Raw genomic sequence first — 25,935 nt, 5'->3', positions numbered from 1 at the left:
AATATGGCACAATTCAATTTCAATAAATGGAATACAATTATTGGTTGGTTTGCATTTGCAATCGCTTTAATAACTTACACCTTAACAGTAGAACCTACAATGAGCTTTTGGGATTGCGGAGAATATATTGCTACCGCAGCCAAACTTGAAGTAGGACACCCACCAGGAGCTCCACTCTTCCAGATGATGGGCGCATTTTTTGCTATGTTTGCAATAGATGCTCAGCATGTGGCTCTAATGGTTAACATGATGTCTGTTTTCTCTAGCGCATTCACCATATTATTTATGTTCTGGTCATCATCTATGATTTTAAAAAAGATCGTAGGCCGTTTTACTGAAATTGACCAAAACAACTCAATTGTTATTTTAGGAAGTTCTTTTGTAGGGGCTTTGGCTTATACATTTTCTGATAGTTTTTGGTTTAATGCTGTCGAAGCCGAAGTTTATGCAATGGCTTCTTTATTAATCGCATTGCTTTTCTGGCTTGGTCTACGTTGGGAGCAAGATATGGACAAACCAAAAGGAAATAAATGGCTTTTAATCATTTCATTGGTTGTTGGTCTTTCATTTGGAGTTCACTTTATGGCTCTTTTGACCATCCCTTCTATTGGATTCTTATACTATTTCAAACATTACGAAAAAGTTACCATCAAAAACTTCCTTATTGCCAATGTAGTTGTTATTGGGATTTTATTATTCATTTTCAAATTATTACTTCCTCTTACTATGGCATTTTTCGGAAAAACCGAGATTTTCATGGTAAACAGCATGGGACTTCCATTCAATTCAGGAACCATATTTGTAGCATTATTATTTGTTGCCTTTTTCTATTTTGGTTTAAAATACACTAGACAAAAAGGTTTAATATTCTACAACACTATTATATTGTGTATTTTATTCATTTTGATTGGTTTCTCAACTTGGTTAATGCTTCCTGTTCGTGCAAATGCCAATACGGTTATTAACGAAAACAAACCATCAGACGCTACAGAAGTTTTAGCTTATTATAATCGTGAGCAGTATGGTGTAAATCCTTTATTTTATGGACCTCAATACACGGAACTTTTTGCTGGTCTTGATGCTAAAACGCCTTATTTAGATAAAAAACCAAACTACGAAAGAGATTATAAAACAGGTAAATATATTATTACCAATAATTATAAAAATGCAGAACAAAATTCTGATGACAACCAGAAAGCCATTCTGCCAAGAATGTGGAGTACAGAAACGGGACACATTCAAAACTATATCAACTTTACAAATCCTCCAAAGTTCCGAATCAATCCTAATTATAATTATGATGAAGATTTGGCAAAATACGGAATCGACGCTAGTCAATTGAGCGAAGACGAATACAACAAAGCTACAGCTCAATTGCGTAATGAAGTTGAAAAAACAGTTTCTGAGTTTAGAAGAGCTTATGCTCAAAAACAAATTGACAACGAAGGTTATGTAAAATTCTTAAGAAGCTACGGAGAATATTTAATTATCGAAAAACCATCTACAGCGGACAACTTCAGCTTTATGTTTGAATACCAGTTTGGATACATGTACTGGAGATATTTGATGTGGAATTTTGTTGGACGCCAAAATGATGTTCAAGGTAAATATGATAATTTGGACGGAAACTGGATCAGCGGTATCAAAGCTTTAGATTCTGTTCATTTAGGCTCACAAGACAACCTTCCAACAGATGTTTTAAACAACAAAGGTCGTAACGCTTATTATTTCCTACCTTTTATTTTAGGATTAATTGGTATTATGTATCATGCAAACAAAGATTTGAAGAGCTTCTATGTACTTTTAGCTTTATTTTTATTTACAGGAATTGCACTAAAAATATATTTGAACGAGAGACCTTTTGAACCTCGTGAAAGAGATTATGCTCTTGTAGGTTCATTCTATGTCTTTGCCATCTGGATCGGATTTGGTGTTTATTCGCTCTATGAAAGTTTGTATAAATACTTGGCTCCAAAAATTGCTGGACCGGTAATTATTGCGGGAAGTTTATTGGCCGCGCCTATTTTAATGGCTTCTCAAAACTGGGATGATCACGATAGATCTGGAAGATATACAGCAGTTGCAATGGCAAAAGCTTATTTAAGTTCTTGCGACAAAGACGCAATCTTATTTACCATTGGAGACAATGACACCTTCCCTCTTTGGTATGCGCAGGAAATTGAGCATTTTAGAACCGATGTGAAGATTGTAAATACGAGTTTATTTATGACAGACTGGTATATTGACCAGATGAAGGCGAAATCTTATGAATCAAATCCGTTGCCTATTTCTTTTGTTCATAGCCAATATGTGGGAGATAACTTGGATTACACAGCTTATATTCAAAAAATTGATACTCGTTGGAACATTAAAGATTTTATCGATTTCATCAAAAATCCTAAATCGACTGTTGGATTGCAAAACGGACAAACTATCCATTTCTATCCAACAAACAAGATTAGAGTAAATGTGGACAAAAACACTATTATTCAAAATAAAGTAGTGAATCCAAAGTATTACGATTCTATTGTTCCTTACTTAGACATTGATATCAAAGGAAGCGCACTATACAAAAACCGTTTAATGATGCTTGATATTTTAGCTAATAACAATTGGAAGAGACCAATTTATTTTAGCGGCGGAGCTTTTGATGATGAAGATTATTTATGGCTAAAAGATTATCTGCAATTGGACGGAATGGTATATAAATTGGTTCCAATTAAAAATACTCCTTCTAAAGATGGCGGACCATTAGATATGGGACAAATTGATGCAGATAAAATGTACGATATTGTAATGAAATGGGATTGGGGCAATAGCAATGGAAACATCTATCACGATCCTGAAACTAGAAGAAATAGCATTACTTACCGTACTAATCTTTCGAGATTAATGAATCAGCTTATTGCAGAAGGTAAAATTGACAAAGCTAAAAACGTAATCAATTTAGCGATGACCAAAATGCCTTTAGACAAATATGGATATTATTCATTAGTTGAAGCTTTTGCAGATGGTTATTACAAAGTTGGAGAAAAAGCCAAAGCACAAGATCTATTAAACAAATTGGTTCAGAAATATAAAGAGAATCTAAACTATTACAGTACATTGACTCCTTCTGATCAAACTGATTTGGCTGTAGACATTATTACAGATATTGAGCGTTACAGAAGCTTATTGCATGTAATGGATGATAATAAAGACACTGCTTTTTACAACCAGCACAAAACAACATTTAATACTTACGTGAATGTTTTTGAGCGTTTTGGACGTGAAAAAGAATAAATAATATACGAAAATCTTACTTATTAAAAAAATGCAGCGCTGTTTGATAAATAGCGCTGCATTTTTTAATTTTATGCATACTAATACAATTTTAATTCAAAATGAGCTTTTATTGGGTAAAAACTAACGCATTTATAAAAAAGGTATTTTCTAAATATTGCTGGGACATCCCTAACAACGAAAAGAAAATATACCTGACTTTTGATGATGGCCCTACTCCAGAAATCACAGACTGGGTCTTATCTGAATTAAAAAAATTTGATGCAAAAGCTACTTTTTTCTGCATCGGTAAAAACATTAAAGCGAATCTGGCTTTATTTGAAAAGCTAATTACAGATGGGCATTCCATTGGCAACCATACGATGAATCATGTAAATGGATGGAAAATCCATACCAAAGAATATATCGAAAATGTAAAAAATTGTGCCGCTATTTTGGATGAGCAAGAAAAAGCTCCTCGCCGTTTATTATTCCGTCCCCCTTATGGAAAAATTAAAAAAGCGCAATCTAAAATCCTTAGAAGTTTGGGCTATAAAATTGTGATGTGGGATGTTTTAAGCGCTGATTTCGATCAAAGCATTACTCCAGAAAAATGCCTTGAAAATGTAACCAAAAATGTAAAATCTGGCAGCGTAATTGTTTTTCATGACAGCATTAAAGCTTCTCCAAATTTAAGATTTGCTTTACCTAGAACACTGCATTTTTTAAAAGAAAACGGGTATAAGTTTGACATTATCCACTAAATAACATCAACAAAAGAGAAGTTATTTAGACGTTAAATTGTTCCTGAACAATTCCGATTATAGTATTGGCATCAAGCTCTCCAGATTGTCTCCAGATCATTTGGCCTTCTTTGTAAATCATTAAAGTTGGAAGCCCTTTAATACGAAGTGCTTCTGCTAGTTCCTGATTTTTATCTACATCAATTTTGATTACTTTGGCTTTATCGCCAAGCGCAGCAGCTACGTCCTTAATGACAGGATGCATAGAAACTGAAGATTCATTCCAATCTGTGTAAAAATCAATTAACACTGGAACTTGGGCATTTATTAGTTCTCCAAATTTTGACATAAAACCAAAAAATTAAGTTTTTTAAATCTCTAAAAGAAATAAATATTATACAAATGTAGCATTTTTAACGAATTAACCGACATTCTGGCCTTTTTTTAGTTCAATTACTGTTATTTCGGGCATAATTCCAACTCGCCCTGGATAAGCATGAAAACCAAAGCCGCGGTTAACATAAACGTATCTTCCAACATTTTCGTACAATCCTGCCCATTGTTTGTAAATGTATTGTGCCAAACTCCATTTAAAATAGCCTGGAATTTCAATTCCGAACTGCATACCGTGCGTGTGGCCAGCAAACGTGAGGTGGAAATTCTTTGGGTGATCTTTAATTTCAGCATCCCAATGGCTTGGATCATGGCTCATTAACACTTTAAAATCGTCTTTGTGAACATTTTCAGAAGCTTTATTTAAATCACCTGCTTTCTTAAAATTCACTCCCCAGTTTTCAACACCAATTAGAGCAATTTTATCATCACCTTTTTGAATATAAGTATGCTCATTCAACATAAGCTTAAAACCAATTTGGCCATACAAATTTTTAATTGCCTTAAAATTTTCGTCTTTTTCTTTTTCAGATGGCCAAGTCACATACTCGCCATAATCGTGATTTCCTAAAACCGCAAACTTTCCATATTTATAATCTTTAATACGGCTAAAGGTTTCCAACCATGGATGCATTTCTTTAGCATGCGTGTTTACAATATCTCCAGTAAACAAAATCAAGTCAGATTCTTGTTCATTGATTAAATCAATAGCGTAATTTATTTTCTCAGGATTATCAAAACTTCCGCTATGAACGTCTGAAATCTGAGTGATTTTAAATCCATCAAAAGCATCTGGAAGATCTGGAAAAAACACAGTTTGTTTGATTACTTTGAAATTATATTTGCCTTCAAAAATTCCGTAGATAATAGAAAGAAATGGAATCGCTGCCAAACCTAACGCCAGTTGGCTAACAAATTTCCTTCTGTCAGGCATCATTTCTTTGCGTGGAGTATTGTAAATAAAATAATTTACGATACTGGCTCCTATTCTAAAAATATCTTCACTAAACATTATTAGCGTAAGCAAAATTTTAGGCACGTAAACCGTTAGCATTAAACCAGTGGTAAACATAAATTGCCTAGTTTGGCCTACAGATCGATCTACCTGCGAAAAAGAATAAATAATAAAGATTAAAACCAGTAAGCTTGTAATTTGATAACCAATCAGAACCCAGCGCGTTTTGACTAAAGTTCGAAAAGCCTGATAGGAATAGAACTCAATAAATAATAAAAGAGCACATAGAATTATAAAACGAAAAATCATTTAATATATAGTTTTAAACAAAGTAACAAAGAATGAAAATTCTATTTCTTTTTATTATAAAAAATTTAACGCTGTAAAATATAAAAAAGCTGGAAGATGGCTCTTCCAGCTTTAACCTACCAACCTTTAAAACTATTTAATCTTAAGACTTAAAATCTTATATTATTTTGCTTTTGGAGTTTCTGTTTTTGCAGTTTCTGCTTTTTTCTCTCCTTTAGCTTTTTTGCTTGCTTTTTTTTCAGTTTTCACCTCTTTTGATTTTGCTGGTGCTGGAGTTGTTTGTGCGCTTGCCATTGCAACTGTTCCTAAAACTGCTACTGTTAAAATTGCTAATTTTTTCATGACTTTAAATTTTTATGATTGTTATTTTCATTATTTATAAGTCAAAGGTATATCCATAAAATGAAGACCAAATGAAGAAGAAGCCTTACAAAAAAGTTTAACTTTTAATTGTGAATTTGAAACCATAATTTAAAAGAAGTTCCTACTCCTAGTTCAGATTCTACAGTAATTTCTATATGATGGAAAGAAGCAATACTCTTAGCAATTGCAAGACCTAAACCCTGCCCTTCCTGATCATAACTTATTCTGGTAAAACGGCTGAATATTTTTTCCAACTGTGATTCATCCATTCCAATTCCGGAATCCTTTACTGAGATAAAATAGTGATTATCTGCAAAACCATCTTCAACCATAATCTTTCCTTGCGGTTTATTATATTTAATGGCATTGATCACCAAATTATAAATCAGAATATGAATTAAAGTTTTGTTTCCAGTAAAAACAAAACTGTTTCCCATTTTATTTTCGAAGTGAATTTCTTTATCGTCAATGCGATCCTGAAGATCCTCTTGAAGATCAAAAATAATTTCGCGAAGATTAATGGCTTCATTCAATTCGTACTGATTATTATCTATTCTAGAAATCAGCAATAAATTATTGATAATCTTTTTGAGCATATCTAGTGTCTTCAGAGAGCCCGCAATTTTATCAACCGCATTGTCATCTAAAGATTCGTTCTGCAGCAAGTTTTCTAGTTTATTTTTTAACAATGCTATCGGTGTTAAAAGTTCGTGCGAAACATTCGAAATAAACTGTTTTTCTTTTTTAAAAACCTCTGCAATTCGGTCCATCATTTGATTCAAAACAAAATCCAATTCTCTGAAATCTCTTGAAGCCGCTTTTATTGGAGTATGATCGAATGTTTCCGGCTCGTTTACACGCCTAATTTTGGTATCAATGATTTTATAAAATGGTTTTAAAAGGTATTCGATATAAAAAGTATCTGCCAGAAAAGTAATGAATAGAATCACCACAAATACAATTATAATGAACAGTCTGATTACAAAAGTCAAATCGTTAACCTCGCTCAAACTGCTACCAATTTCAAGCTGATAATCTTCGCCTTCATAAGTAAAATGATGTTGCAGAATTCGGTATTCGCTCTCCTCATTTTCAATCTTACGATATTCATTTGTAAAAGTCGTTTTTTTCTGATGTGGTTTTATCGGCACTCGAGACAGCACCAAAAATTCACTATGAAGTGTAGAAAACTCTGAAAAAGTCTGAGTAGAATCATCTGGATTTTCTATAAAATCATTTATTTCTTCTTGATTAAGATGTTCAATAAATTTTTTCTTTTTCTCCAACAATGTGTTATTAATATGGTGATACACCACATTTTCTACCAAAATAGGAAGCATTAGCCATAAAATTAAAATGACCAGCAGTCTGGTCAATGCATTAAAAATGGCTAATTGATGTTTTATTTTCACAAGAATAGTTTTATTCGTTTATACGATAACCAACATTTCGAACCGTCTCAAACCAATCTATTGAAGTATGTTTGTCTAATTTTTTTCGAAGATTTCGAACATGCACATCGATAAAATTAGAATCTGAATTGACTTCTAAAATATCGCCCCAAATATGTTCGGTCAATTGCAATCTTGTAATTACACGGTTTTTGTTGAGAACTAAATACTGAAAAATATCAAACTCCTTTTTGGTAAGACTTAACGGAATTTCATTAAAACTTACTTTATAATCTTGAAGCTGCAGTAAAAAGCCATGAATACTTAAACTGTTTACGGTAAAACCATGAATCCTACGAATCACTGCAAACAATCTTGCCGCCAATTCTGTCAAGGCAAAAGGCTTTGTTAAATAATCATCGGCTCCAAGATGTAGTCCATTAATTCTGTCATCCAATTCTCCTCGGGCAGTGAGCACAATTACTGCAATTTTTGATTTGGTTTTTCGAATAGTCTGCAAAACCTCAAAACCATCTCCATCAGGCAAACCCAAATCCAACAGCATGGCATCATAATCATTGCTTCCAAATTCCTCCAAAGCATCTGCACAACTATTGGCAATTTTACAGATATAACCTGCATTACATAAAAAATCGTAAACTTCTACAGCAAGTTCTTTATTATCTTCAACAATTAAAACATTCATAAACAAGGCTTTTTAGCGCAACTAAAATTAATCAATTATCAAAAGTCTAGCGCACATTATTAAAAAATTAACTAATGAAAAAAGCTGACAAATTTCTTCATCAGCTTCTTCAATCGCATTCTCATAATCATTATTCCTGTTTTGCCTTCGTTACAATGCTTCGAAAACAAAACGAGAGCAATTCTTATTTTTTCATGGTTGCAGCATCTTCTTTTGGCGCTTCAGCTTTTGCTTTTTTGTTTCCTTTGTGATGATGTTTGGTTGCTTTAACTTCTTTTGTAGGCGCTGCTTGAGCTGGAGTTGTTTGAGCGTTTACCATTACACTTGTTCCTAGAACTGCTACTGCTAATAAAACTAATTTTTTCATGATCTTTAAATTTTTAAATTAACCAACTTTATATATTAAATTATTTTTTTGCTTCTTTTTTTGTTTCTTTATTTACTTTTGCTGTTTCTGTTTTTGAAGCTTCACTTTTTCCTGATTTTACTTTTTTATCAGATTTGTTTTTTGGGTGTTTTGTTGCTTTTACCTCTTTTGCAGGAGCATCTTTACGATCTTTTGCAGGAAATGCGTGAACCATTGCACTTGTTCCTAAAACTGCCACTAATACCATTAATAAATTTCTCATGATTTCTAAGATTTAAGAATTAATACCTTTTATTTTACAGATCAAAATTACCTTCGCAACATGAAGAGAAAATGAAGAAATCCCTGAATAAAATATTTTTAACTTGATATTAACTTTTGCTTTTTTCTACCATATAAGTTATATAAGTTCATTTAAAAACTCTTCACAAATATGTAGACGCACTGCAGTGCGTCTCTACAAGCACGTCTCTACGGGTGCGTCTCTACTAAAATGAACTTATATAACTTATATGGTGGAAAAAAAATCTTGTTAGTCTAATTTTTGAGAACCCAATTGTTTATTTTTACAGACTAATATTTTTAATATGTCAACTCAAAAACGCCTTTTTCTTCTAGATGCTTATGCACTAATTTTTCGTGGTTATTATGCATTTATAAAAAACCCGAGAATCAACTCAAAAGGAATGGATACATCTGCAATTATGGGTTTTATGAACTCGCTTTTGGATGTTATTAAAAGAGAAAAACCAGATCATTTGGCCGTTGCTTTCGATAAAGGGGGAAGCCATGTGAGAACCGAAATGTTTGTAGAATACAAAGCAAACCGAGACGAAACTCCAGAGGCAATTAAGATTGCTGTTCCGTATATTCAAGAATTATTAAGAGCCATGCATATTCCGATTATTGAGCTTGAAGGTTGCGAAGCCGATGATTTGATTGGAACAATTGCCAAACAAGCCGAAAAACAAAACTATCAGGTATTTATGGTAACGCCCGATAAAGATTTTGCGCAATTGGTTTCTGAAAATATCTTTATGTATAAACCTGCCCGAATGGGTAACGGAATTGAAATTTGGGGAGTTCCTGAGGTTTTGGCAAAATTTGAAGTTGAAAGACCTGAGCAAGTAATTGATTTTCTTGGAATGATGGGTGATGCTGTCGATAATATCCCTGGGCTTCCTGGTGTTGGTGAAGTAACTGCCAAAAAATTCCTGAAAGAATTTGGAACAATGGAGAATCTTTTGGCTAATACAGACAAGCTAAAAGGCAAAATGAAAGAAAACATTGAAGCCAATAAAGAAAAAGGAATTCTTTCTAAAAAGCTGGCAGCCATTATTACTGATTGTGATGTTACTTTTAATGAAGAAGATTACGAACTTTCTCGCCCTGATATCGAAAAAACAGATGCTATTTTTCAGGAATTAGAATTCAGAAGAATGGCTGAGCAGTTTGATAATTTATTTAGAACAGATGGCGGTCAGACAGCTGCTGTAAATCCAGATGCAAAACCAGCTAAAAAAGTTGCTACTAAAAATGAAGACCAATTTGATCTTTTTGGAGGTACAGAGGACGAAGATACAGATACTCCAAGAACTTCTTTCTATAACACTTTAGAAAATACAGAGCATTTTTACCAAACCATTCAAGGCGATTTAGGTATTAAAATGCTTTTACAGAATTTACAAAAACAGACTTCAGTTTGTTTTGATACAGAAACTACAGGAATCGATGCTTTGCATGCAGAACTTGTTGGAATGTCTTTCTCTTATGAAAAAGGAAAAGCATTTTATGTTCCGTTTCCAGAAAATCAGGAAGAAGCAAAAGCTTTACTTGAAAAATTTGTTCCGTTTTTTGAAAATGAAAACATTGAGAAAATCGGACAGAATTTAAAATACGATTTAAAAATCCTTTCTAATTATGGTGTTACTGTAAAAGGAAAGCTTTTTGATACTATGATTGCGCATTATCTGATTAATCCAGATATGCGTCATAATATGGATATTTTAGCAGAAACTTATTTAAAATATTCTCCAAAATCTATTGAAACTCTGATTGGTAAAAAAGGGAAAAATCAGCTTAATATGCGCGATGTTCCTTTGGAAGACATTAAAGAGTATGCTGCCGAAGATGCCGATATTACGTTACAATTAAAAGAAATCTTCACAACCCAATTAGACAAAACCGAAACTAAAAAGTTATTTGATGAAATCGAAATTCCGTTAGTCAGTGTTTTGGCTGATATGGAAATGGAAGGCATCCGTTTAGATGTTGATTTTCTAAAAGAAATGTCTAAAGAAATGGATGTCGAAATCAAATCTTTGGAGCAAAAAATATACGAAACGGCTGGCGAGAAATTCAACCTAGCTTCACCAAAACAATTAGGCGATATTTTATTTGATAAACTTAAAATTGGCGGAGCTAAGCAAAAGAAAACCAAAACGGGACAATATGCAACTGGCGAGGAAGTTTTGACTTATTTGGCAAATGACAACCCAATTGTAAAAGATATTTTAGATTGGCGCCAAATGGTAAAACTGCAAAGCACCTATATATTAGCTTTGCCAGAACAGGTTGACAAAAAGACCTTACGCGTTCATACCGATTATATGCAGGCAGTTGCGGCAACTGGCCGATTGAGCTCTAACAATCCAAACTTACAGAATATTCCAATTCGTACCGAAAGAGGACGCCAGATCCGTAAAGCTTTTGTGGCACGCGATGAAAACTATACTTTAATCTCTGCCGATTACTCGCAAATTGAATTGCGAATCATTGCAGCTCTAAGTGGCGAAGAAAATATGATTAAAGCTTTTCAAGACGGAGAAGACATTCACAGAGCTACTGCAGCAAAGGTTTTTAATGTTGCCTTAGAAGATGTTTCGCGTGAGCAAAGAAGCAATGCCAAAACAGTAAACTTCGGAATTATCTATGGCGTTTCTGCTTTTGGATTAAGCAATCAGACTTCTCTTTCAAGAAGCGAAAGCGCTGCTTTGATCGATGCTTATTACAAAACTTATCCGCGTCTTAAATCTTATATTTCAGATCAAGTAGATTTTGCAAGAGAAAAAGGCTATGTGCAAACTATTTTAGGGCGCCGCCGTTATTTAAAAGATATTAATTCTGCTAATGCTGTTGTAAGAAGCGCCGCTGAACGAAATGCTGTCAACGCGCCAATTCAAGGAAGTGCTGCCGATGTGATTAAAATTGCGATGATCAACATTCATAAAAGACTTCGTGATGAAAATTGGAAATCTAAAATGCTGCTGCAAGTACATGATGAGCTTGTGTTCGATGTTCATAATTCTGAACTCGAAAAAATCCAGCCGATGATTAAACACGAAATGGAAAACGCTTTTAAAATGTCGGTTCCTTTAGAAGTTGAAATTGGATTAGGAAAAGATTGGCTAGAAGCGCATTAATATATTTTAGATTTCAGATTGTTGATTTTAGATTTATAAATAAAAAGTCATCCGATCTTGCATTTCAACGAAGAAGAAATAACGTATAAAAAAAGGACTGTTCACACAGTCCTTTTTTTGTCAAAATATATTTATTTTATTTTTTTCGAGTAGATTCTCTTTCTTTCAATTTTGTTTTGATGACGATTGTTTCGTAATCTGAGACTGTTCCTTCTGGCTCTTCTAATCTTTCGATTAATCTTTTGGCAGCCACTTCTCCAATTTCAACTCCATGCTGACTTACTGTAGTCAAACTTGGCGATAAACGTCTTGAAGCTAAAATTCCGTCAGCAAAACCAATGATCGAAATATCTTCTGGAACTCTGTAGCCTTTTTTCAAACTTACTCTTAAAGCCGCAACCGAATCATTTTCGTCTAAAGCAAAAATTCCATCAATTTTATTCTCAAAAAGCGCATCTATTTTGGCTTTCATGTCTTCTTCAGAATCGGTACGAAGAATAATTTTTTCGTTAACTGGAATATTATTGTCTTTTAAAGCTTTTAAATAACCATCAGCTCTTAGTTTTCCAACACTTAAATTATCTACAGAAGATATTAAAGCAATATTTTTACATCCAAGATTAATTAAATGCTGTGTCGAGTTTAATGCCGAATCGAAATCGTCTACCACAACCTTATCACAATCAACTTCATCAGCAATACGATCAAACATCACAATTGGCGTTCCATCGTTAATAATTTCCGAAAAGTGATTGTAATCTTGAAGTTTTTGAGCTTCTTCAGAAACCGAAAGAATAAATCCGTCTATTGTTCCATTGCTTAACATTTCAAGCGTGTGGATTTCTTTCTCTAAAGATTCGTTAGAGATACACGTAATTACATTATATCCTTTTTTATCGGCAACTTTCTCAATACCGCTAAAAACTTTCGCAAAGAAAGAATTTAAAATATTAGGAATAATTACCCCAATCGTTTTTGTTTTACGATTTTTTAGATTCAAACCAATAACATTCGGCTTATAATTTTTGAGTTTGGCATACTCTTTAATCTTCACCTTTGTTTGTTCACTAATTTCTGGACTGTCATTCAACGCTTTAGATACAGTCGAAACAGAAACACCAAGTTCCTTCGCAATTTGTTTTAGAGTTGCTTTAGCTTTCATCCAATTGAATTTTATGTAATTAATACAAATATAGTAGAATTACCTAAAATAAAACAAAAAACACCTATCAGTATTTAAAATAATCAAGCCTTTTCCAAAGAAAACCAACAAACGATATGATTTTTCTGAAATCTATATTATAAATTGTTCTATATACCTTATAAACAATATTTTTGCACAAAAAACATACAATTTCAAAAGCTTTCTCCGTCAAATAATTCAAATACTTTTTTGAATGTTTTAATTAAAAAACTGAAGTCCTGATTTTCAGCAGATAAAATATTCTTTTCAGGTATTTGGTTTTAAAATAATTAATTGTACTTTTGCATCCCCTTTATTGGGGATGGAATGTTTAATTAAAATAATATTATGGACGCATTAAGCTACAAAACAGTTTCAGCAAGCAAAGCCACTGTAACTAAAGAGTGGATTGTTGTTGACGCTGAAGGTCATAACTTAGGACGTCTTGCTTCTAAGGTTGCTATGATCTTAAGAGGGAAGTACAAGCCAAGTTATACACCTCACGTTGACTGTGGAGATAACGTAATTGTTATCAACTCAGAAAAAATTAACCTTACAGGTACAAAAATGAATGACAAAATTTACATGCGTCATACAGGTTACCCAGGAGGACAAAGAACTTTAACTGCTAAAGTATTGCAAGCTAAAAATCCAGCTGCATTAGTAGAAAAAGCTGTAAAAGGTATGTTACCTAAAAACAAATTAGGTGCTGAACTTTTTAGAAATCTAAATGTTGTTGTAGGATCTGAGCACAAACATGGAGCTCAAAAACCTAGAACTGTTAACCTAAATGATCTTAAGTAATGGGAGTTATTCACAAAATCGGTAGAAGAAAAACCGCTGTTGCACGTGTATACGTTTCTGAAGGAACTGGAAACATCACTGTAAACAAAAAAGAATTCGCAACTTACTTTCCAACTGCAACTTTACAATACAAAGTTTTACAACCGCTTTCTATGACTGAAAACGCTAGTAACTTTGACGTAAAAGTAAACGTTTACGGAGGTGGTACAACTGGTCAGGCAGAAGCTGTAAGAATGGCATTAGCACGTGTAATGTGTGAAGTTAACGCTGAAAACAGAGCTATCCTTAAACCAGAAGGTTTATTAACAAGAGACCCAAGAATGGTTGAACGTAAGAAATTCGGTCAGAAGAAAGCTCGTAAGAGATTCCAATTCTCTAAACGTTAATATTACCTGTCTTGTTCAGATGGGACAAGACATTATCAATTATTTATTGAAATTAAAAAACACAGTTATTGTTGCTCTCCTATCGAGGTAGGATATAGTTTAGCATCTAAATGTATGAAGCCAGAGAAATCGCCATTCACACATTGCTAATCAACAGAACGTAAACTAGTACAAAAATGGCAAACAAAATAGAAGTAAAAGAATTACTAGAAGCAGGTGTTCACTTCGGACACATGACTAGAAAATGGGATCCAAACATGGCTCCTTACATTTATATGGAGCGTAATGGTATTCACATTATCAATCTATATAAAACTGCAGCTAAAATCGAAGAAGCTAATGAAGCTTTGAAAAAAATCGCTGCATCAGGTAGAAAAATCTTATTCGTAGCTACCAAAAAACAAGCAAAAGACATCGTTGCTGATAAAGCAAAAGCTGCAAACATGCCTTACATCACTGAAAGATGGCCAGGTGGTATGTTGACTAACTTCGTAACTATCAGAAAGGCAGTTAAAAAAATGTCTTCTATCGATAAAATGAAGAAAGATGGTACTTTCAACACTTTATCTAAAAAAGAGCGTTTACAAGTTGATCGTCTACGTGCTAAATTAGAGAAAAACTTAGGTTCAATTGCTGATATGTCTAGACTACCTGCAGCATTGTTCGTAGTAGATATCAAAGCTGAACACATCGCAATAAAAGAAGCTCAAAAATTAAACATTCCAGTTTTCGCAATGGTTGATACGAATTCTGACCCAAGAGAGGTTGATTACGTGATTCCTGCAAATGATGACGCTTCTAAATCAATTGACAAAATTTTATCTTTAGTAACTACTGCAGTAATCGAAGGTCTTTCTGACAGAGGTGCTGAAAAAGAAGTTGAAGCTGCTGAAGAAGCTCCTGCTGTTGAGGCTGAAGCTGCTCCTGCAACTGAAACTGAAGAATAAATCAAATTTTAAATTCCAAATTTTAAATTCCAAATTCCAAATACAGAAATTAAAAACGTTATGTTGATAATTTAATAAAATTGGAGTTTGGGATTTAAAAGCTGGAATTTTTTACTTTTAACATTAAAAATTCAAAATATTATGTCAACAATTACTGCTGCAGACGTAAATAAATTAAGACAATCTACAGGTGCCGGAATGATGGACTGTAAAAAAGCTTTAGTTGAAGCTGAAGGAGATTTCGACAAAGCGATACAAATCCTTAGAGAAAAAGGACAAAAAGTTGCTGCTAACCGTTCTGACCGTGAGTCTGCTGAAGGAGCTGCTGTTTCTTTTATCAATGCTGACAACACTAAAGGAGCTATCATCACTTTAAACTGTGAAACTGACTTCGTAGGTAAAAATGAGGCTTTCGTTGCTTTAGCTAAAGATTTAGTAGAAAGAGCTATCAACTTCTCTACAAAAGAAGAATTATTAGCTTCTGATTTCAACGGAATTACAGTTGCTGAGAAATTAATCGAGCAAACTGGAGTTATTGGTGAGAAAATCGAAATCGGCGGTTTTGAAATTTTAGAAGGTGCTTACGTTGGATCTTATGTTCACGTTAACAAAATTGCTGCTTTAACTGCAATTTCTGCTCCAGTTGCAAACGCTGAAACTTTAACAAAAGATATCTCTATGCAAGTTGCTTCTATGGGAGCTGATACTTTATCTTACAAAGATTTTGATCCTGCTTTTGTTGAATCTGAACTAGCTGCTCGTATTGCTGTAATCGAAAAAGACAATGAAGAAGCAAAACGTTTAGGAAAAACTTTGAAAAATGTTCCTAAATACATTTCTTTTTCTCAGTTAACTCCTGAAGTTATTAAACAAGCTGAAGAAGATGCTAAAGCTGAATTAAAAGCTGAAGGAAAACCAGAGCAAATCTGGGACAAAATTCTTCCAGGAAAAGTTCAACGTTTCATTTCTGACAACACTACTTTAGATCAAGAGAAAGCTCTTTTAGATCAAAACTTCATCAAAGATGATAGTAAAAAAGTTGGTGATTATGTTAAAGGATTCAATGTTGAAATTACAGGTTTCAAAAGAGTTACTTTAGGTTAATATATTATTTTCAATATAAAAAGCCCGAATATTTTATTTATTCGGGCTTTTTTATTTTCATATAAAGCTAATTCTCAACTGGAAAATTTCTTGCTCGCATTAATGCATCAGATTTTGGGGCATGTCCCCTGAAATTCTCATACATTTCTTCGTTATCAATAGTATTTCCGACACTTAAAACTGTTTTATAAAGACGTTCAGAAACACTTTTATCAAACGGCCCATCTGCTTCCAGAAAAGCCTCATAAGCATCTGCATTAATGACATCTGCCCATAAATAGCTATAGTAGCCAGCCGCATATCCGTCGCTTGAGAATATGTGAGCAAACTGCGGAATTCTATGTCTCATTACAATTTCTGACGGCATATTAATCTCGCCTAAAACTTTTTTTTCAAATGCATGCGGATCAATCGTTTCTGTCGTTAAATGCAATTCCATATCGACAAACGAACTTGAAATCGTTTCTACCGTGGCAAATCCTTCATTAAAATTAGTTGCCTTCCCTATTCTTTCCACCAATGACTGAGACAATGGTTCATTTGTTTTGTAATGAAGCGCAAACTTATTTAAAACCTCAGGCGTTGCCAGCCAATGCTCTAACAGCTGAGATGGAAATTCCACATAATCTCTGGCAACAGAAGTCCCTGAAAGACTTGGATAAGTAACATTTGAGCACAAACCATGAAGCGCATGGCCAAATTCATGAAATAATGTCGTTGCATCATCCCACGAAATCAAAACAGGCTCTTTGCTATTTCCTTTTATAAAATTGCAATTATTCGACACAATAGGAAGTACATTCCCTTTTATCTTCTGCTGATCCCTATGCGAATTCATCCATGCTCCTGAACGCTTTCCTGTACGCGCATAAGGGTCAAAATACCAAAGTCCTATCGCTTCTCCTGTATTTTTATTCTTCACTTCCCAAACACGAACATCAGGATGATAAACAGAAACATCAAATAATTGCTTAAAACCTAAGTTAAACAATTCACCGGCTGTCCAGAACATTCCTTCGCGCAAGTTTTCAAGCTGTAAATACTGTTTAATTTCATTTTGATCTAAATCGTATTTTGCTTTACGCACTTTTTCTGCATAAAAACGATAGTCCCAAGGCTGAATTTTAAAATTTCCGCCTTCTTCATCAACCATTTTTTGCATGGCTGAAACATCATTTTTTACTTTTTCTACCGCTGGTTTCCATACAGAACGCATCAAATCGAGCGTTTTCTGTGGATCTTTAGCCATTTTATTTGATAAACTCCATTCTGCAAAGTTTTTAAAACCTAAAATCTTTGCTTTTTCAGCCCTTAATTTTAGAATCGACACAAGTGTTGAATTTGTATCATTTTCATTCTTATTATCGCCTCGTTTAACGAAAATATCAAAAGCTTTTTCTCTTAAATTTCTTCTGTTTGAGAAAGTCAGAAAAGGTTCAATTGAAGATCTAGTGTTTCCAATACAACCTAAAGCAGTCAGATTTCGCTCTTTTGCCTCTGCAATAGCAGCATTTTTAAATTCTTCAGGTAAACCCTCAAAATCATCTTCTGTTTTTAATTCTATATACTGATTGTTTTCTTCTGCCAACAACTTCTGACTGAAAGCTGTAAAAAGTGTTGCCAATTCCTGATTGATCTTAGCCACTTTCTCTTTATTCTCTTCATTTAGCTCTGCTCCTTCCCTAACAAAATCAGTATAATACAACCAAAGCACACGCTGCTGTTCCTTCGTTAAATTCTTTTTTTCTTCCGATTTGTACAAAGCTTCAATTCTAGAAAACAATTTCTCATTTTGATAGAGCTTATCGCTAATTTCTGCCAATTTTGGCGACATTTCGGTATCAACCGCATTAAATTCTGGAGTACTTAAATTGGATCTATAAATACCATAAACTGCATGAATTCGATCTAATTTTTCGCCAGAAAGTTCCAAAGCTTTGATTGTATTTTCAAATGTTGGCTTTTCTGTGTTATTTGAAATTGCTTCTATTTCGTCTAATTTTTCCTGAATAGCAAATTCTATCGCAGGTTTAAAATCTGCAACTTTATATGCTGTAAAGTCTGGCACGCCTCCATAAGGTCCCGACCACTCTTTTAACAACGGATTATCTAATTCTATTGATGTTTTCATAACAAATACATTGATTAATTCTGCACAAAATCTGAATAACAAAAAATGCAACAGAATCTCAAAATTAACCAATCGAGAGCAAACTTCATATTCTAAAGGATTATAAAAATTAATCGAATATGAAATTAGTTTCATGACATTTTATTCAATGGATTAAACAAAATAATATTCCACGCTGCTATTTTAATAAAGCATTTCATTCCGTAGGGATGTCCAATTGGCAGAATTAAAAGAAATAGTTTATTTTTGAAATACCAATACCAAAAATCAAATGTTTAGAACCAGAAGAGAAATTGTTTTTGTAATTTTATCAGGAATATTTATCACCAATGCCGTTGTGGCTGAGCTAATTGGAGGAAAGTTAATTCAAATTGGGCCTTTTGTAATGAGTATAGGTATTTTGCCTTGGCCCATTGTGTTTCTGACGACTGATTTGATTAATGATCATTTTGGTGAAAAAGGAGTAAAAAAGCTTTCTTTCATAACAGCATGCTTGATTGCTTATGCTTTTTTAATTCTCTTTATGGCCATTACAATTCCTGCCGCAAAAGGAATTAGTCCAGTAAATGATGATCAGTTTCAGGCGGTATTTGGACAAAGTATGTGGATTATAGTCGGAAGTTTAATAGCCTTTATGGCTTCTCAGCTCATTGATGTTTGGATATTTTGGTTTTTTAAAAACAGAACTGGCGAGAAGAAAATATGGTTGAGAGCAACTGGTTCTACTGTCATTTCGCAATTATTTGATTCATTTATTGTTTTAGGAATTGCTTTTTGGCTGCCAGGGAAAATTGATTTTGACACCTTCATATCTTCAGGATTAATAGGATATACTTTTAAATTAGCAATAGCTATTTTATTGACTCCAGCAATTTATTTAGGCCATTATCTAATTAAAAAATATTTAGACGAAGATCCTGCACATAAAGGATAAAAAAATATTTAGGCCATGAAAAAAAATTACTTTTATATTTTATTCTCTCTTACCTATCTCTTTTTCAGCTGTGGCAATGACGAAAAAAAACAGCCTAAAAAAGTCATTCAATCTGTCAATAAGCTGACACCTGCTTCTGTAAAAGTAAATCCTAAAATTTCTTCAAAAAGCATTACGGCGCCAAAAGAGTTTGACTCAAAAAAGACTGTTGTCCAAAAAGATCCTTTTGCAATCAAAAACCCAATAGAATTTAAACCATTAAGTTCGCAAACCACAAATAACATAGCCACTCCACCAACTCCTATAAAAAAAGAAGTTAACGAGAAGCTATTAAATTTTGTCAATATTCGCAAAATATTAGATAAATGTAAAATGGGCCAGACCATGACCCAAAAGCAGTTAACTGAGAACTTTGAAATTCCGGAAGAAGCTCTCAAATTAGTAAAAAGCGTAACCAAAACAGCAGAAAATGAATTGGCTGTAAAATGGCAGTCTACTTGGTTTGTCGAAAGAGTCTCTGATGCAGAACTGGAAGACGGCAAAATGAAAGTAGTCTTTAAAGCCAATAAAATGTATACTTCTGGAAATGCGATTGGCATTAAATACAACAAAAAAGTTTACAATAATTTAGTTATAGTTGGACGTTCAGCTTATATTCCTAGTGTAAAAGGATATAGCTGGCAGATTGGAAGATAATTTAGAATAAAAAAATGGAACCAATAAGATGTGGCTGGTGTTCTGCTAGCGATTTATATAAAAAATATCATGACGAAGAATGGGGAACTCCTGTTTATGACGACCCAACTATTTTTGAATTTTTAATTCTGGAAACTTTTCAAGCAGGTTTAAGCTGGATTACTATTTTAAATAAAAGAGAAAACTTCAAAACTGCTTTTGACAATTTTGATTATAAAAAAATCGCCAATTATTCTGAAGATAAAGTCGAAGAATTAATGCAGAATACAGGAATTATTCGCAATAAACTTAAAATAAACTCTGCCGTTTCAAACGCTCAGGCTTTTATGAAAATTCAAGAAGAATTTGGGACCTTCTCTGAGTACATTTGGAAATTTACTAATGGAAAACCAATCGATAATAAACCAAAAACTCTAAAAGATGTTCCAGCCACAACTCCAATTTCTGATGCCATAAGCAAAGATTTAAAAAAACGCGGCTTTAAATTTGTAGGTTCAACAGTCATTTACGCTCATATGCAAGCCACTGGAATGGTCAATGATCATGTAGAAGATTGTTGGACGAGAAATAAATAGTTATCAGTCGCAGCCACAGTTTTCAGTGCTAATTTTGAGTATTTCAAAACTTGAAACTACATTTTAAGAACTGCAAACTGAGACCGAGACTGAAAACTTAAAAAAAAATTACATATATTTGCTTCACACTTTAGGGGTGTCTGCATCACGCAGGCTGAGATTTTACCCTCTGAACCTGATCTAGTTCATACTAGCGTAGGGAAAAGTAAGATGACTTCTTGAACGCATTTCTGTGCGTTATTGCAGCCATTCCTAACGTGTATCTATACACTAAACTTAAAAGGAATGGAACTAAAAATCAATCAACAAACCAAAAAATTCAATGCTGAATCGCTAAGCATTCAATCATTGCTCGATCTCGAAATTCCGAATAAACAAAACGGAATCGCCGTTGCTGTGAACAATACCGTTATTCCAAAACTCAAATGGAACGAATTCTTCGTACAAGAAACTGACGAAATTTTGATTATTTCTGCCACCCAAGGAGGTTAGGATTTAAATTCCAAAAATTAAAATCCAAATTCCAATTACATATTGGATTTAGACGCACTACTATGCGTCTACAATTCACATTTTACATTTTACATCTAACATTTTACATCTCACATTTTACAATATACAAGACTATGACAAACGAAGAACAAATATCCAGAACCCCATTTCCGAATTCCAAAAAAGTTTATATCGATGGTGAAATCCATCCTGTAAAAGTAGCCATGCGCGAAATTGCTTTGAGCGACACCAAACTGTCAAATGGCGGAGTAGAAAAAAATCCTCCTGTAACGGTTTATGATACTTCTGGACCTTACACAGATCCAAACGTTGAAATTGATGTTAGAAAAGGGCTTCCTCGTATAAGAGAACAATGGATTTTAGATCGAAATGATGTTGAGATTTTAGACGAAATCACTTCAGATTATGGCCAAAGCCGACTGAAAGATGAAAGCCTGAATCATCTTCGTTTTGAGTATCTGCATCAGCCAAAACGTGCTAAAAAAGGTGCGAACGTAACACAATTATACTACGCCAAACAAGGCATTATTACTCCTGAAATGGAATATATTGCGATTCGTGAAAACCAACGAATAGAACTTTTAAACGAACAAACTAAAGCAATGCAATGCCAGCATGGCGGAAACAGCTTTGGCGCAAACACTCCAAAAAACAAAATCACTCCTGAATTTGTTCGCTCTGAAGTAGCTTGCGGAAGAGCTATTATTCCAAACAACATAAATCACCCAGAAAGCGAACCAATGATTGTGGGACGTAATTTCTTAGTGAAAATTAATGCTAATATTGGAAACAGTGCCGTGACTTCGAGTATTGAAGAAGAAGTTGAAAAAGCAGTTTGGGCTTGCCGCTGGGGAGCTGATACGATTATGGATTTATCTACAGGAAAAAACATTCACGAGACCAGAGAATGGATTATCCGTAATTCTCCTGTTCCAATTGGGACTGTTCCGATTTACCAGGCTTTAGAAAAAGTAAAAGGAATTGCAGAAGATTTAACTTGGGAAATTTTCCGCGATACGTTAATTGAACAAGCAGAACAAGGTGTTTCCTATTTTACAATTCATGCTGGGGTTTTGCTTCGTTACATTCATTTAACTGCAAACCGTGTTACAGGAATCGTTTCACGAGGCGGATCGATTATGGCAAAATGGTGTTTGTTTCATCATAAAGAAAACTTCTTGTACACACATTTCGAAGAAATCTGCGAAATCATGAAACAATACGATGTTGCTTTTTCTCTTGGAGATGGTTTGCGCCCAGGTTCGATTGCAGATGCGAATGATGCTGCGCAGTTTGCCGAATTGGAAACTTTAGGCGAATTGACAAAAATTGCATGGAAACACGATGTTCAGGTTTTCATTGAAGGCCCAGGACACGTTCCGATGCACATGATTAAAGAAAACATGGACAAACAATTAGAACATTGCCATGAAGCGCCTTTTTATACTTTAGGCCCTTTAACAACTGACATTGCGCCGGGCTACGACCACATTACTTCTGCCATTGGTGCCGCGATGATTGGCTGGTATGGCTGTGCGATGTTGTGCTATGTAACGCCAAAAGAACATTTGGGTTTACCCAATAAAAAAGATGTTAAAGATGGCGTAATCACTTATAAAATTGCAGCTCATGCTGCCGATTTGGCAAAAGGTCATCCGGGAGCGCAATATCGTGATAATGCTTTGAGTAAAGCGCGTTTTGAATTCCGTTGGGAAGATCAGTTTAATCTGGCTTTAGATCCAGATACAGCAAGAGAATTTCATGATGAAACACTTCCTGCCGATGGTGCAAAAGTGGCGCATTTCTGCTCGATGTGCGGACCGAAATTCTGCTCTATGAAAATATCTCAGGAAATCAGAGATGTTGCCGCTGCTGAAAAAGGAATGCAGGAGAAGTCAGAGGAATTTATTGAGCAAGGGAAAGAAATTTATATATAGTAATGTATTAAGATGGTTGAATTAAGTATTAAGATTGAACGTCCGTAAACTCTTAATACTTCCATCTTAATACTTAATACTTTTTAGAAATGATTGTGATCACGAATCCTTTTTTTGTTGAAGATGAAATTGAAATGCTGAATTCTTTATTAGAAGAAGGGTTGTCTTTGCTTCATATTCGGAAACCTGATTTTTCAGAAGTAGAAATGGCTCAATTTATTCATCAGATAAAACTAGAATTTCGAAATAAAATGGTTTTGCACAATCATCATCATTTAGCAGAAGATTTTGGCATTAACCGATTTCATTTTTCTGAAAAAGAGAGAAAAAGTACTTCTAATGATCCTGCAAGGTTTTCAAAACCTTGTAGGTCTAAATCAACGTCAACACATTCGATTGAAGATTTTAACTCATTAGAAAATGATTTTCAATATGCATTCTTAAGTCCAGTTTTTAAAAGTATTTCTAAAGAAAATTATTATCCAGAAATTGATCTCTTCGAAGCTTTAAAATCAAAAACCAACAGCAAAACAAAAGTGATTGCTTTGGGCGGAATTAATGCTGAAAATATTCGCAAAACTCTTGAAAATGGTTTTGACGATATCGCTCTTTTGGGAAGTCTTTGGAACAATGAAAATCCTGTAAAACAATTTAAATTATGTCAGAAAATCGCCCTTTCGTACTCACAATCGCAGGTTTAGATCCGTCTGGCGGTGCTGGGATTTTGGCTGATATCAAAACATTTGAACAGCATAAAGTTACTGGTTTTGCCATTGCGACAGCTAACACAATTCAGACTGAAAATGAATTTCACAAGATTGAATGGGTCAATATCAATTTTGTGATACGATCTATTGAAGTTTTATTTAAAAGCTATAAAATCAGCGCCGTAAAAATCGGAATTGTACCTTCTTTGTCTTATTTAAATCGGATTCTTTCCTGTATAAAACTAGTTTCACCAAGCACAAAAATTGTTTGGGATCCAGTTTTAAAATCAACCACAGCATTTAATTTTCTTGCTATTGAGGATCATTCAAACTTAAATCAAGTACTATCCAAAATCGATTTGATTACCCCCAATTACATCGAAATTGAACAATTGCTTCCTGGTTTTATAAAAGATAATCTTTGGATTGAAAATGAAATTTCGACCGCCATTCTGCTCAAAGGCGGACATAATTTAAATGAAGTAGGAAAAGATCAATTGTTTTTGAAAAATAAGATTCTTGACTTATTTCCGACGGAAAAAGACTGCTACGAAAAACATGGTTCAGGCTGTGTCCTTTCATCAGCAATCGCTTCGAATTTAGCCCTCAATCAAACTATGGAAGCCGCTTGTCGAAATGCCAAAATTTATATAGAAAAATACCTGAGCTCAACATCAACATTAATCGGATATCATTATGTATAGCAAACTGCAATATATTTCTCAAGGCGAAACAATTGACGACCAATTACGCAACATACATCAGGCACTTGACGCTGGATGCAATTGGGTGCAAATGCGTTTTAAAAACCAAACGCAAAAAGACGTTTTTACTTTAGCAGAAGCGGTAAAACCTTTATGCGAAAAATACACCGCCAGTTTTATTGTAAACGACGATTTACATCTAACTAAAGAAATTGACGCAGATGGCATTCATTTAGGTTTAACCGATACAAAAATTGACGAAGCAAGAGATTTTTTAGGCGCTTCAAAAGTGATTGGAGGAACAGCAAATACTTTTGAAGACATCGAAAATCATGTTAAAAATGGCTGTGATTATATCGGATTAGGTCCATTTCGCTTTACTGCTACAAAAGAAAAATTAAGTCCGATTTTAGGATTATCAGGTTACTATGATATTTTACAAAAACTGAAAAAAAATAAAATCAGCATTCCTGTTTATGCCATTGGTGGCATCACATTACGTGATGTAAGTCCTTTAATGGAAACTGGGATTCATGGAATTGCCGTTTCTGGAATCATTACTGAATGTGATGAAAAGGAAAAATTAATTCAACAACTAAAAGAAAAATTATATGCAAACATCATTGTTTAATATAGGAGACAAAAGCTTCAAATCTCGTTTGTTTCTCGGCACGGGAAAATTTGGTTCAAATGAAGAAATGGAAAGCGCCATTTTAGCTTCAGAAAGCGAATTGGTTACCGTTGCACTAAAACGCATTGATCTCGCAACAGATACTGATGCTATCTTATCGCATTTGAAACATCCAAACATTAATTTACTGCCTAATACTTCGGGCGCAAGAAATGCCAAGGAAGCTGTTTTTGCGGCACAATTGGCTCGAGAAGCTCTAGAAACAAACTGGGTAAAACTAGAAATTCATCCTGATCCGAAATATTTAATGCCTGATCCAGTTGAGACTTTAAAAGCAACTGAAGAATTGGCAAAATTGGGTTTTATTGTACTTCCGTACATTCATGCAGACCCTGTTTTGTGCAAACATCTAGAAAGTGCTGGAACTTCTGCCGTAATGCCTTTGGGTTCGCCAATTGGAAGCAATAAAGGTTTAAAAACAATTGATTTTCTTGAAATAATAATAGAACAAAGCAATGTTCCTGTTATTGTAGATGCTGGAATCGGAGCACCATCTGACGCTGCCAAAGCAATGGAAATTGGTGCCGATGCTGTTTTGGTGAATACTGCGATTGCCATTGCGGGAAATCCAAAGTTAATGGCTGAAGCTTTTAAGGAAGCTGTTATTGCTGGGAGAAAGGCTTTTGAAGCCAAAGTTGCCCATCAGCAAAATTATGCTTCAGCTTCTAGTCCGTTGACTTCTTTTCTTTATGAGTAATTTTTTTCTAACGCAA

The 25,935-nt window shown here is 34.1% G+C and carries 25 protein-coding genes and 1 riboswitch; of the genes, 16 read left to right on the top strand and 9 right to left on the bottom strand.

The features are described from left to right. Window positions 1-3: 3 nt before the first annotated feature. Together GR162_RS03040 and GR162_RS03035 are read left to right on the top strand one after the other, a co-directional pair. Window positions 4-3,282 carry a DUF2723 domain-containing protein gene (locus tag GR162_RS03040; RefSeq protein WP_160780942.1) on the top strand — a complete coding sequence of 1,093 codons (3,279 nt, stop codon included), beginning with the start codon at window positions 4-6 and terminating at the stop codon, window positions 3,280-3,282. Window positions 3,283-3,383: 101 nt separating this feature from the next. Continuing rightward, on the top strand, window positions 3,384-4,025 hold the full coding sequence (locus GR162_RS03035; RefSeq protein ID WP_008466810.1) for a polysaccharide deacetylase family protein: 642 nt from the start codon (window positions 3,384-3,386) through the stop codon (window positions 4,023-4,025). A 25-nt stretch (window positions 4,026-4,050) separates the two neighbouring features. On the opposite strand, the gene GR162_RS03030 is transcribed toward GR162_RS03035, so the two are convergent. The 7 genes from GR162_RS03030 to GR162_RS03000 all read right to left on the bottom strand — a co-directional run bounded on the left by GR162_RS03030 (window position 4,051) and on the right by GR162_RS03000 (window position 8,750). Then, entirely contained in the window at window positions 4,051-4,353 is a 303-nt protein-coding gene (locus GR162_RS03030) for a co-chaperone YbbN (protein ID WP_008466807.1), read from the bottom strand. 72 nt (window positions 4,354-4,425) lie between these two features. After that, window positions 4,426-5,661, bottom strand: a complete 1,236-nt coding sequence (locus GR162_RS03025) for a metallophosphoesterase (protein WP_160780941.1) — start codon at window positions 5,659-5,661, stop codon at window positions 4,426-4,428. Between the two features lie 162 nt (window positions 5,662-5,823). Next, entirely contained in the window at window positions 5,824-6,003 is a 180-nt protein-coding gene (locus GR162_RS03020; protein ID WP_160780940.1) for a hypothetical protein, read from the bottom strand. A gap of 104 nt (window positions 6,004-6,107) precedes the next feature. Continuing rightward, window positions 6,108-7,436, bottom strand: a complete 1,329-nt coding sequence (locus tag GR162_RS03015) for a sensor histidine kinase (protein ID WP_370516224.1) — start codon at window positions 7,434-7,436, stop codon at window positions 6,108-6,110. Between the two features lie 10 nt (window positions 7,437-7,446). Beyond that, on the bottom strand, window positions 7,447-8,121 hold the full coding sequence (locus tag GR162_RS03010) for a response regulator transcription factor (protein WP_160780939.1): 675 nt from the start codon (window positions 8,119-8,121) through the stop codon (window positions 7,447-7,449). 184 nt (window positions 8,122-8,305) lie between these two features. Continuing rightward, complete coding sequence (locus GR162_RS03005; protein WP_160780938.1) at window positions 8,306-8,488, bottom strand: hypothetical protein; 183 nt, start codon at window positions 8,486-8,488, stop codon at window positions 8,306-8,308. A gap of 40 nt (window positions 8,489-8,528) precedes the next feature. Beyond that, entirely contained in the window at window positions 8,529-8,750 is a 222-nt protein-coding gene (locus GR162_RS03000) for a hypothetical protein (RefSeq protein ID WP_160780937.1), read from the bottom strand. A gap of 325 nt (window positions 8,751-9,075) precedes the next feature. On the opposite strand from GR162_RS03000, the gene polA reads away from it, so the two are divergent. Further along, window positions 9,076-11,910, top strand: coding sequence for a DNA polymerase I (gene polA, locus GR162_RS02995; RefSeq protein ID WP_160780936.1), 2,835 nt, complete (start codon window positions 9,076-9,078; stop codon window positions 11,908-11,910). Window positions 11,911-12,046: 136 nt separating this feature from the next. On the opposite strand, the gene GR162_RS02990 is transcribed toward polA, so the two are convergent. Further along, entirely contained in the window at window positions 12,047-13,072 is a 1,026-nt protein-coding gene (locus GR162_RS02990) for a LacI family DNA-binding transcriptional regulator (RefSeq protein ID WP_008466794.1), read from the bottom strand. A 369-nt stretch (window positions 13,073-13,441) separates the two neighbouring features. Here GR162_RS02990 and rplM point away from each other — a divergent pair, with 369 nt between their 5' ends. From rplM to tsf, 4 genes are all read left to right on the top strand, one after another. Continuing rightward, window positions 13,442-13,897 (top strand): 50S ribosomal protein L13, encoded by a 456-nt coding sequence (gene rplM, locus GR162_RS02985; RefSeq protein ID WP_008466793.1) that lies wholly within the window; start codon window positions 13,442-13,444, stop codon window positions 13,895-13,897. Further along, entirely contained in the window at window positions 13,897-14,283 is a 387-nt protein-coding gene (rpsI, locus tag GR162_RS02980) for a 30S ribosomal protein S9 (RefSeq protein ID WP_008466792.1), read from the top strand. The genes rplM and rpsI overlap by 1 nt, the downstream gene beginning before the upstream one ends. Window positions 14,284-14,459: 176 nt before the next feature. Continuing rightward, entirely contained in the window at window positions 14,460-15,230 is a 771-nt protein-coding gene (gene rpsB / locus GR162_RS02975) for a 30S ribosomal protein S2 (RefSeq protein ID WP_008466790.1), read from the top strand. A 141-nt stretch (window positions 15,231-15,371) separates the two neighbouring features. Beyond that, window positions 15,372-16,334, top strand: a complete 963-nt coding sequence (gene tsf / locus GR162_RS02970; protein ID WP_008466788.1) for a translation elongation factor Ts — start codon at window positions 15,372-15,374, stop codon at window positions 16,332-16,334. A 67-nt stretch (window positions 16,335-16,401) separates the two neighbouring features. Here the strand turns inward: tsf and GR162_RS02965 are convergent, their stop codons facing one another. After that, window positions 16,402-18,465, bottom strand: coding sequence for a M3 family metallopeptidase (locus tag GR162_RS02965; RefSeq protein WP_160780935.1), 2,064 nt, complete (start codon window positions 18,463-18,465; stop codon window positions 16,402-16,404). Window positions 18,466-18,736: 271 nt separating this feature from the next. Here GR162_RS02965 and GR162_RS02960 point away from each other — a divergent pair, with 271 nt between their 5' ends. From GR162_RS02960 to GR162_RS02920, 9 genes are all read left to right on the top strand, one after another. Beyond that, the gene (locus GR162_RS02960; protein ID WP_160780934.1) at window positions 18,737-19,399 is read left to right on the top strand and encodes a queuosine precursor transporter; all 663 of its coding nucleotides are present in this window, start codon (window positions 18,737-18,739) and stop codon (window positions 19,397-19,399) included. Window positions 19,400-19,414: 15 nt separating this feature from the next. Then, window positions 19,415-20,095, top strand: a complete 681-nt coding sequence (locus GR162_RS02955) for a hypothetical protein (RefSeq protein ID WP_160780933.1) — start codon at window positions 19,415-19,417, stop codon at window positions 20,093-20,095. 14 nt (window positions 20,096-20,109) lie between these two features. Next, window positions 20,110-20,670 (top strand): DNA-3-methyladenine glycosylase I, encoded by a 561-nt coding sequence (locus GR162_RS02950; protein ID WP_066032813.1) that lies wholly within the window; start codon window positions 20,110-20,112, stop codon window positions 20,668-20,670. Between the two features lie 122 nt (window positions 20,671-20,792). Continuing rightward, window positions 20,793-20,889, top strand: a riboswitch (TPP riboswitch). A 66-nt stretch (window positions 20,890-20,955) separates the two neighbouring features. Then, window positions 20,956-21,162 (top strand): sulfur carrier protein ThiS, encoded by a 207-nt coding sequence (gene thiS / locus GR162_RS02945; RefSeq protein ID WP_160780932.1) that lies wholly within the window; start codon window positions 20,956-20,958, stop codon window positions 21,160-21,162. 134 nt (window positions 21,163-21,296) lie between these two features. Further along, a complete protein-coding gene (gene thiC, locus GR162_RS02940) occupies window positions 21,297-23,120 on the top strand; it encodes a phosphomethylpyrimidine synthase ThiC (RefSeq protein WP_160780931.1) in 1,824 nt (607 codons plus the stop codon). 89 nt (window positions 23,121-23,209) lie between these two features. Beyond that, window positions 23,210-23,821: a thiamine phosphate synthase gene (locus tag GR162_RS02935; RefSeq protein WP_160780930.1), complete on the top strand. Its 612-nt coding sequence runs from the start codon at window positions 23,210-23,212 to the stop codon at window positions 23,819-23,821. Further along, window positions 23,779-24,531: a hydroxymethylpyrimidine/phosphomethylpyrimidine kinase gene (locus GR162_RS02930; protein ID WP_160780929.1), complete on the top strand. Its 753-nt coding sequence runs from the start codon at window positions 23,779-23,781 to the stop codon at window positions 24,529-24,531. Before GR162_RS02935 ends, GR162_RS02930 begins: the two co-directional genes overlap by 43 nt. Beyond that, window positions 24,524-25,162: a thiamine phosphate synthase gene (locus GR162_RS02925; protein ID WP_160780928.1), complete on the top strand. Its 639-nt coding sequence runs from the start codon at window positions 24,524-24,526 to the stop codon at window positions 25,160-25,162. The genes GR162_RS02930 and GR162_RS02925 overlap by 8 nt, the downstream gene beginning before the upstream one ends. Beyond that, window positions 25,143-25,919, top strand: coding sequence for a thiazole synthase (locus GR162_RS02920; RefSeq protein ID WP_160780927.1), 777 nt, complete (start codon window positions 25,143-25,145; stop codon window positions 25,917-25,919). Before GR162_RS02925 ends, GR162_RS02920 begins: the two co-directional genes overlap by 20 nt. Window positions 25,920-25,935: the final 16 nt, after the last annotated feature.

The sequence above is a fragment of the Flavobacterium sp. HBTb2-11-1 genome, from assembly GCF_009826975.1.
Lineage (GTDB): Bacteria > Bacteroidota > Bacteroidia > Flavobacteriales > Flavobacteriaceae > Flavobacterium.
Note: the sequence above shows the minus strand (reverse complement) of the source record. Positions and strands in the feature narration are given on the sequence as shown.

What these genes read in the sequence shown, in the direction of transcription:
- GR162_RS03020 (WP_160780940.1), bottom strand. Translation starts at nt 6,003, where the DNA reads ATGAAAAAATTAGCAATTTTAACAGTAGCAGTTTTAGGAACAGTTGCA.
- GR162_RS03010 (WP_160780939.1), bottom strand. Translation starts at nt 8,121, where the DNA reads ATGAATGTTTTAATTGTTGAAGATAATAAAGAACTTGCTGTAGAAGTT.
- rpsI (WP_008466792.1), top strand. Translation starts at nt 13,897, where the DNA reads ATGGGAGTTATTCACAAAATCGGTAGAAGAAAAACCGCTGTTGCACGT.
- GR162_RS03005 (WP_160780938.1), bottom strand. Translation starts at nt 8,488, where the DNA reads ATGAAAAAATTAGTTTTATTAGCAGTAGCAGTTCTAGGAACAAGTGTA.
- thiC (WP_160780931.1), top strand. Translation starts at nt 21,297, where the DNA reads ATGACAAACGAAGAACAAATATCCAGAACCCCATTTCCGAATTCCAAA.
- thiS (WP_160780932.1), top strand. Translation starts at nt 20,956, where the DNA reads ATGGAACTAAAAATCAATCAACAAACCAAAAAATTCAATGCTGAATCG.
- GR162_RS02925 (WP_160780928.1), top strand. Translation starts at nt 24,524, where the DNA reads ATGTATAGCAAACTGCAATATATTTCTCAAGGCGAAACAATTGACGAC.
- GR162_RS02960 (WP_160780934.1), top strand. Translation starts at nt 18,737, where the DNA reads ATGTTTAGAACCAGAAGAGAAATTGTTTTTGTAATTTTATCAGGAATA.
- GR162_RS03030 (WP_008466807.1), bottom strand. Translation starts at nt 4,353, where the DNA reads ATGTCAAAATTTGGAGAACTAATAAATGCCCAAGTTCCAGTGTTAATT.
- rplM (WP_008466793.1), top strand. Translation starts at nt 13,442, where the DNA reads ATGGACGCATTAAGCTACAAAACAGTTTCAGCAAGCAAAGCCACTGTA.
- GR162_RS03040 (WP_160780942.1), top strand. Translation starts at nt 4, where the DNA reads ATGGCACAATTCAATTTCAATAAATGGAATACAATTATTGGTTGGTTT.
- tsf (WP_008466788.1), top strand. Translation starts at nt 15,372, where the DNA reads ATGTCAACAATTACTGCTGCAGACGTAAATAAATTAAGACAATCTACA.
- rpsB (WP_008466790.1), top strand. Translation starts at nt 14,460, where the DNA reads ATGGCAAACAAAATAGAAGTAAAAGAATTACTAGAAGCAGGTGTTCAC.
- GR162_RS03025 (WP_160780941.1), bottom strand. Translation starts at nt 5,661, where the DNA reads ATGATTTTTCGTTTTATAATTCTATGTGCTCTTTTATTATTTATTGAG.
- GR162_RS02955 (WP_160780933.1), top strand. Translation starts at nt 19,415, where the DNA reads ATGAAAAAAAATTACTTTTATATTTTATTCTCTCTTACCTATCTCTTT.
- GR162_RS02950 (WP_066032813.1), top strand. Translation starts at nt 20,110, where the DNA reads ATGGAACCAATAAGATGTGGCTGGTGTTCTGCTAGCGATTTATATAAA.
- GR162_RS02930 (WP_160780929.1), top strand. Translation starts at nt 23,779, where the DNA reads ATGTCAGAAAATCGCCCTTTCGTACTCACAATCGCAGGTTTAGATCCG.
- GR162_RS02920 (WP_160780927.1), top strand. Translation starts at nt 25,143, where the DNA reads ATGCAAACATCATTGTTTAATATAGGAGACAAAAGCTTCAAATCTCGT.
- GR162_RS03000 (WP_160780937.1), bottom strand. Translation starts at nt 8,750, where the DNA reads ATGAGAAATTTATTAATGGTATTAGTGGCAGTTTTAGGAACAAGTGCA.
- GR162_RS02935 (WP_160780930.1), top strand. Translation starts at nt 23,210, where the DNA reads ATGATTGTGATCACGAATCCTTTTTTTGTTGAAGATGAAATTGAAATG.
- GR162_RS02990 (WP_008466794.1), bottom strand. Translation starts at nt 13,072, where the DNA reads ATGAAAGCTAAAGCAACTCTAAAACAAATTGCGAAGGAACTTGGTGTT.
- polA (WP_160780936.1), top strand. Translation starts at nt 9,076, where the DNA reads ATGTCAACTCAAAAACGCCTTTTTCTTCTAGATGCTTATGCACTAATT.
- GR162_RS03035 (WP_008466810.1), top strand. Translation starts at nt 3,384, where the DNA reads ATGAGCTTTTATTGGGTAAAAACTAACGCATTTATAAAAAAGGTATTT.
- GR162_RS02965 (WP_160780935.1), bottom strand. Translation starts at nt 18,465, where the DNA reads ATGAAAACATCAATAGAATTAGATAATCCGTTGTTAAAAGAGTGGTCG.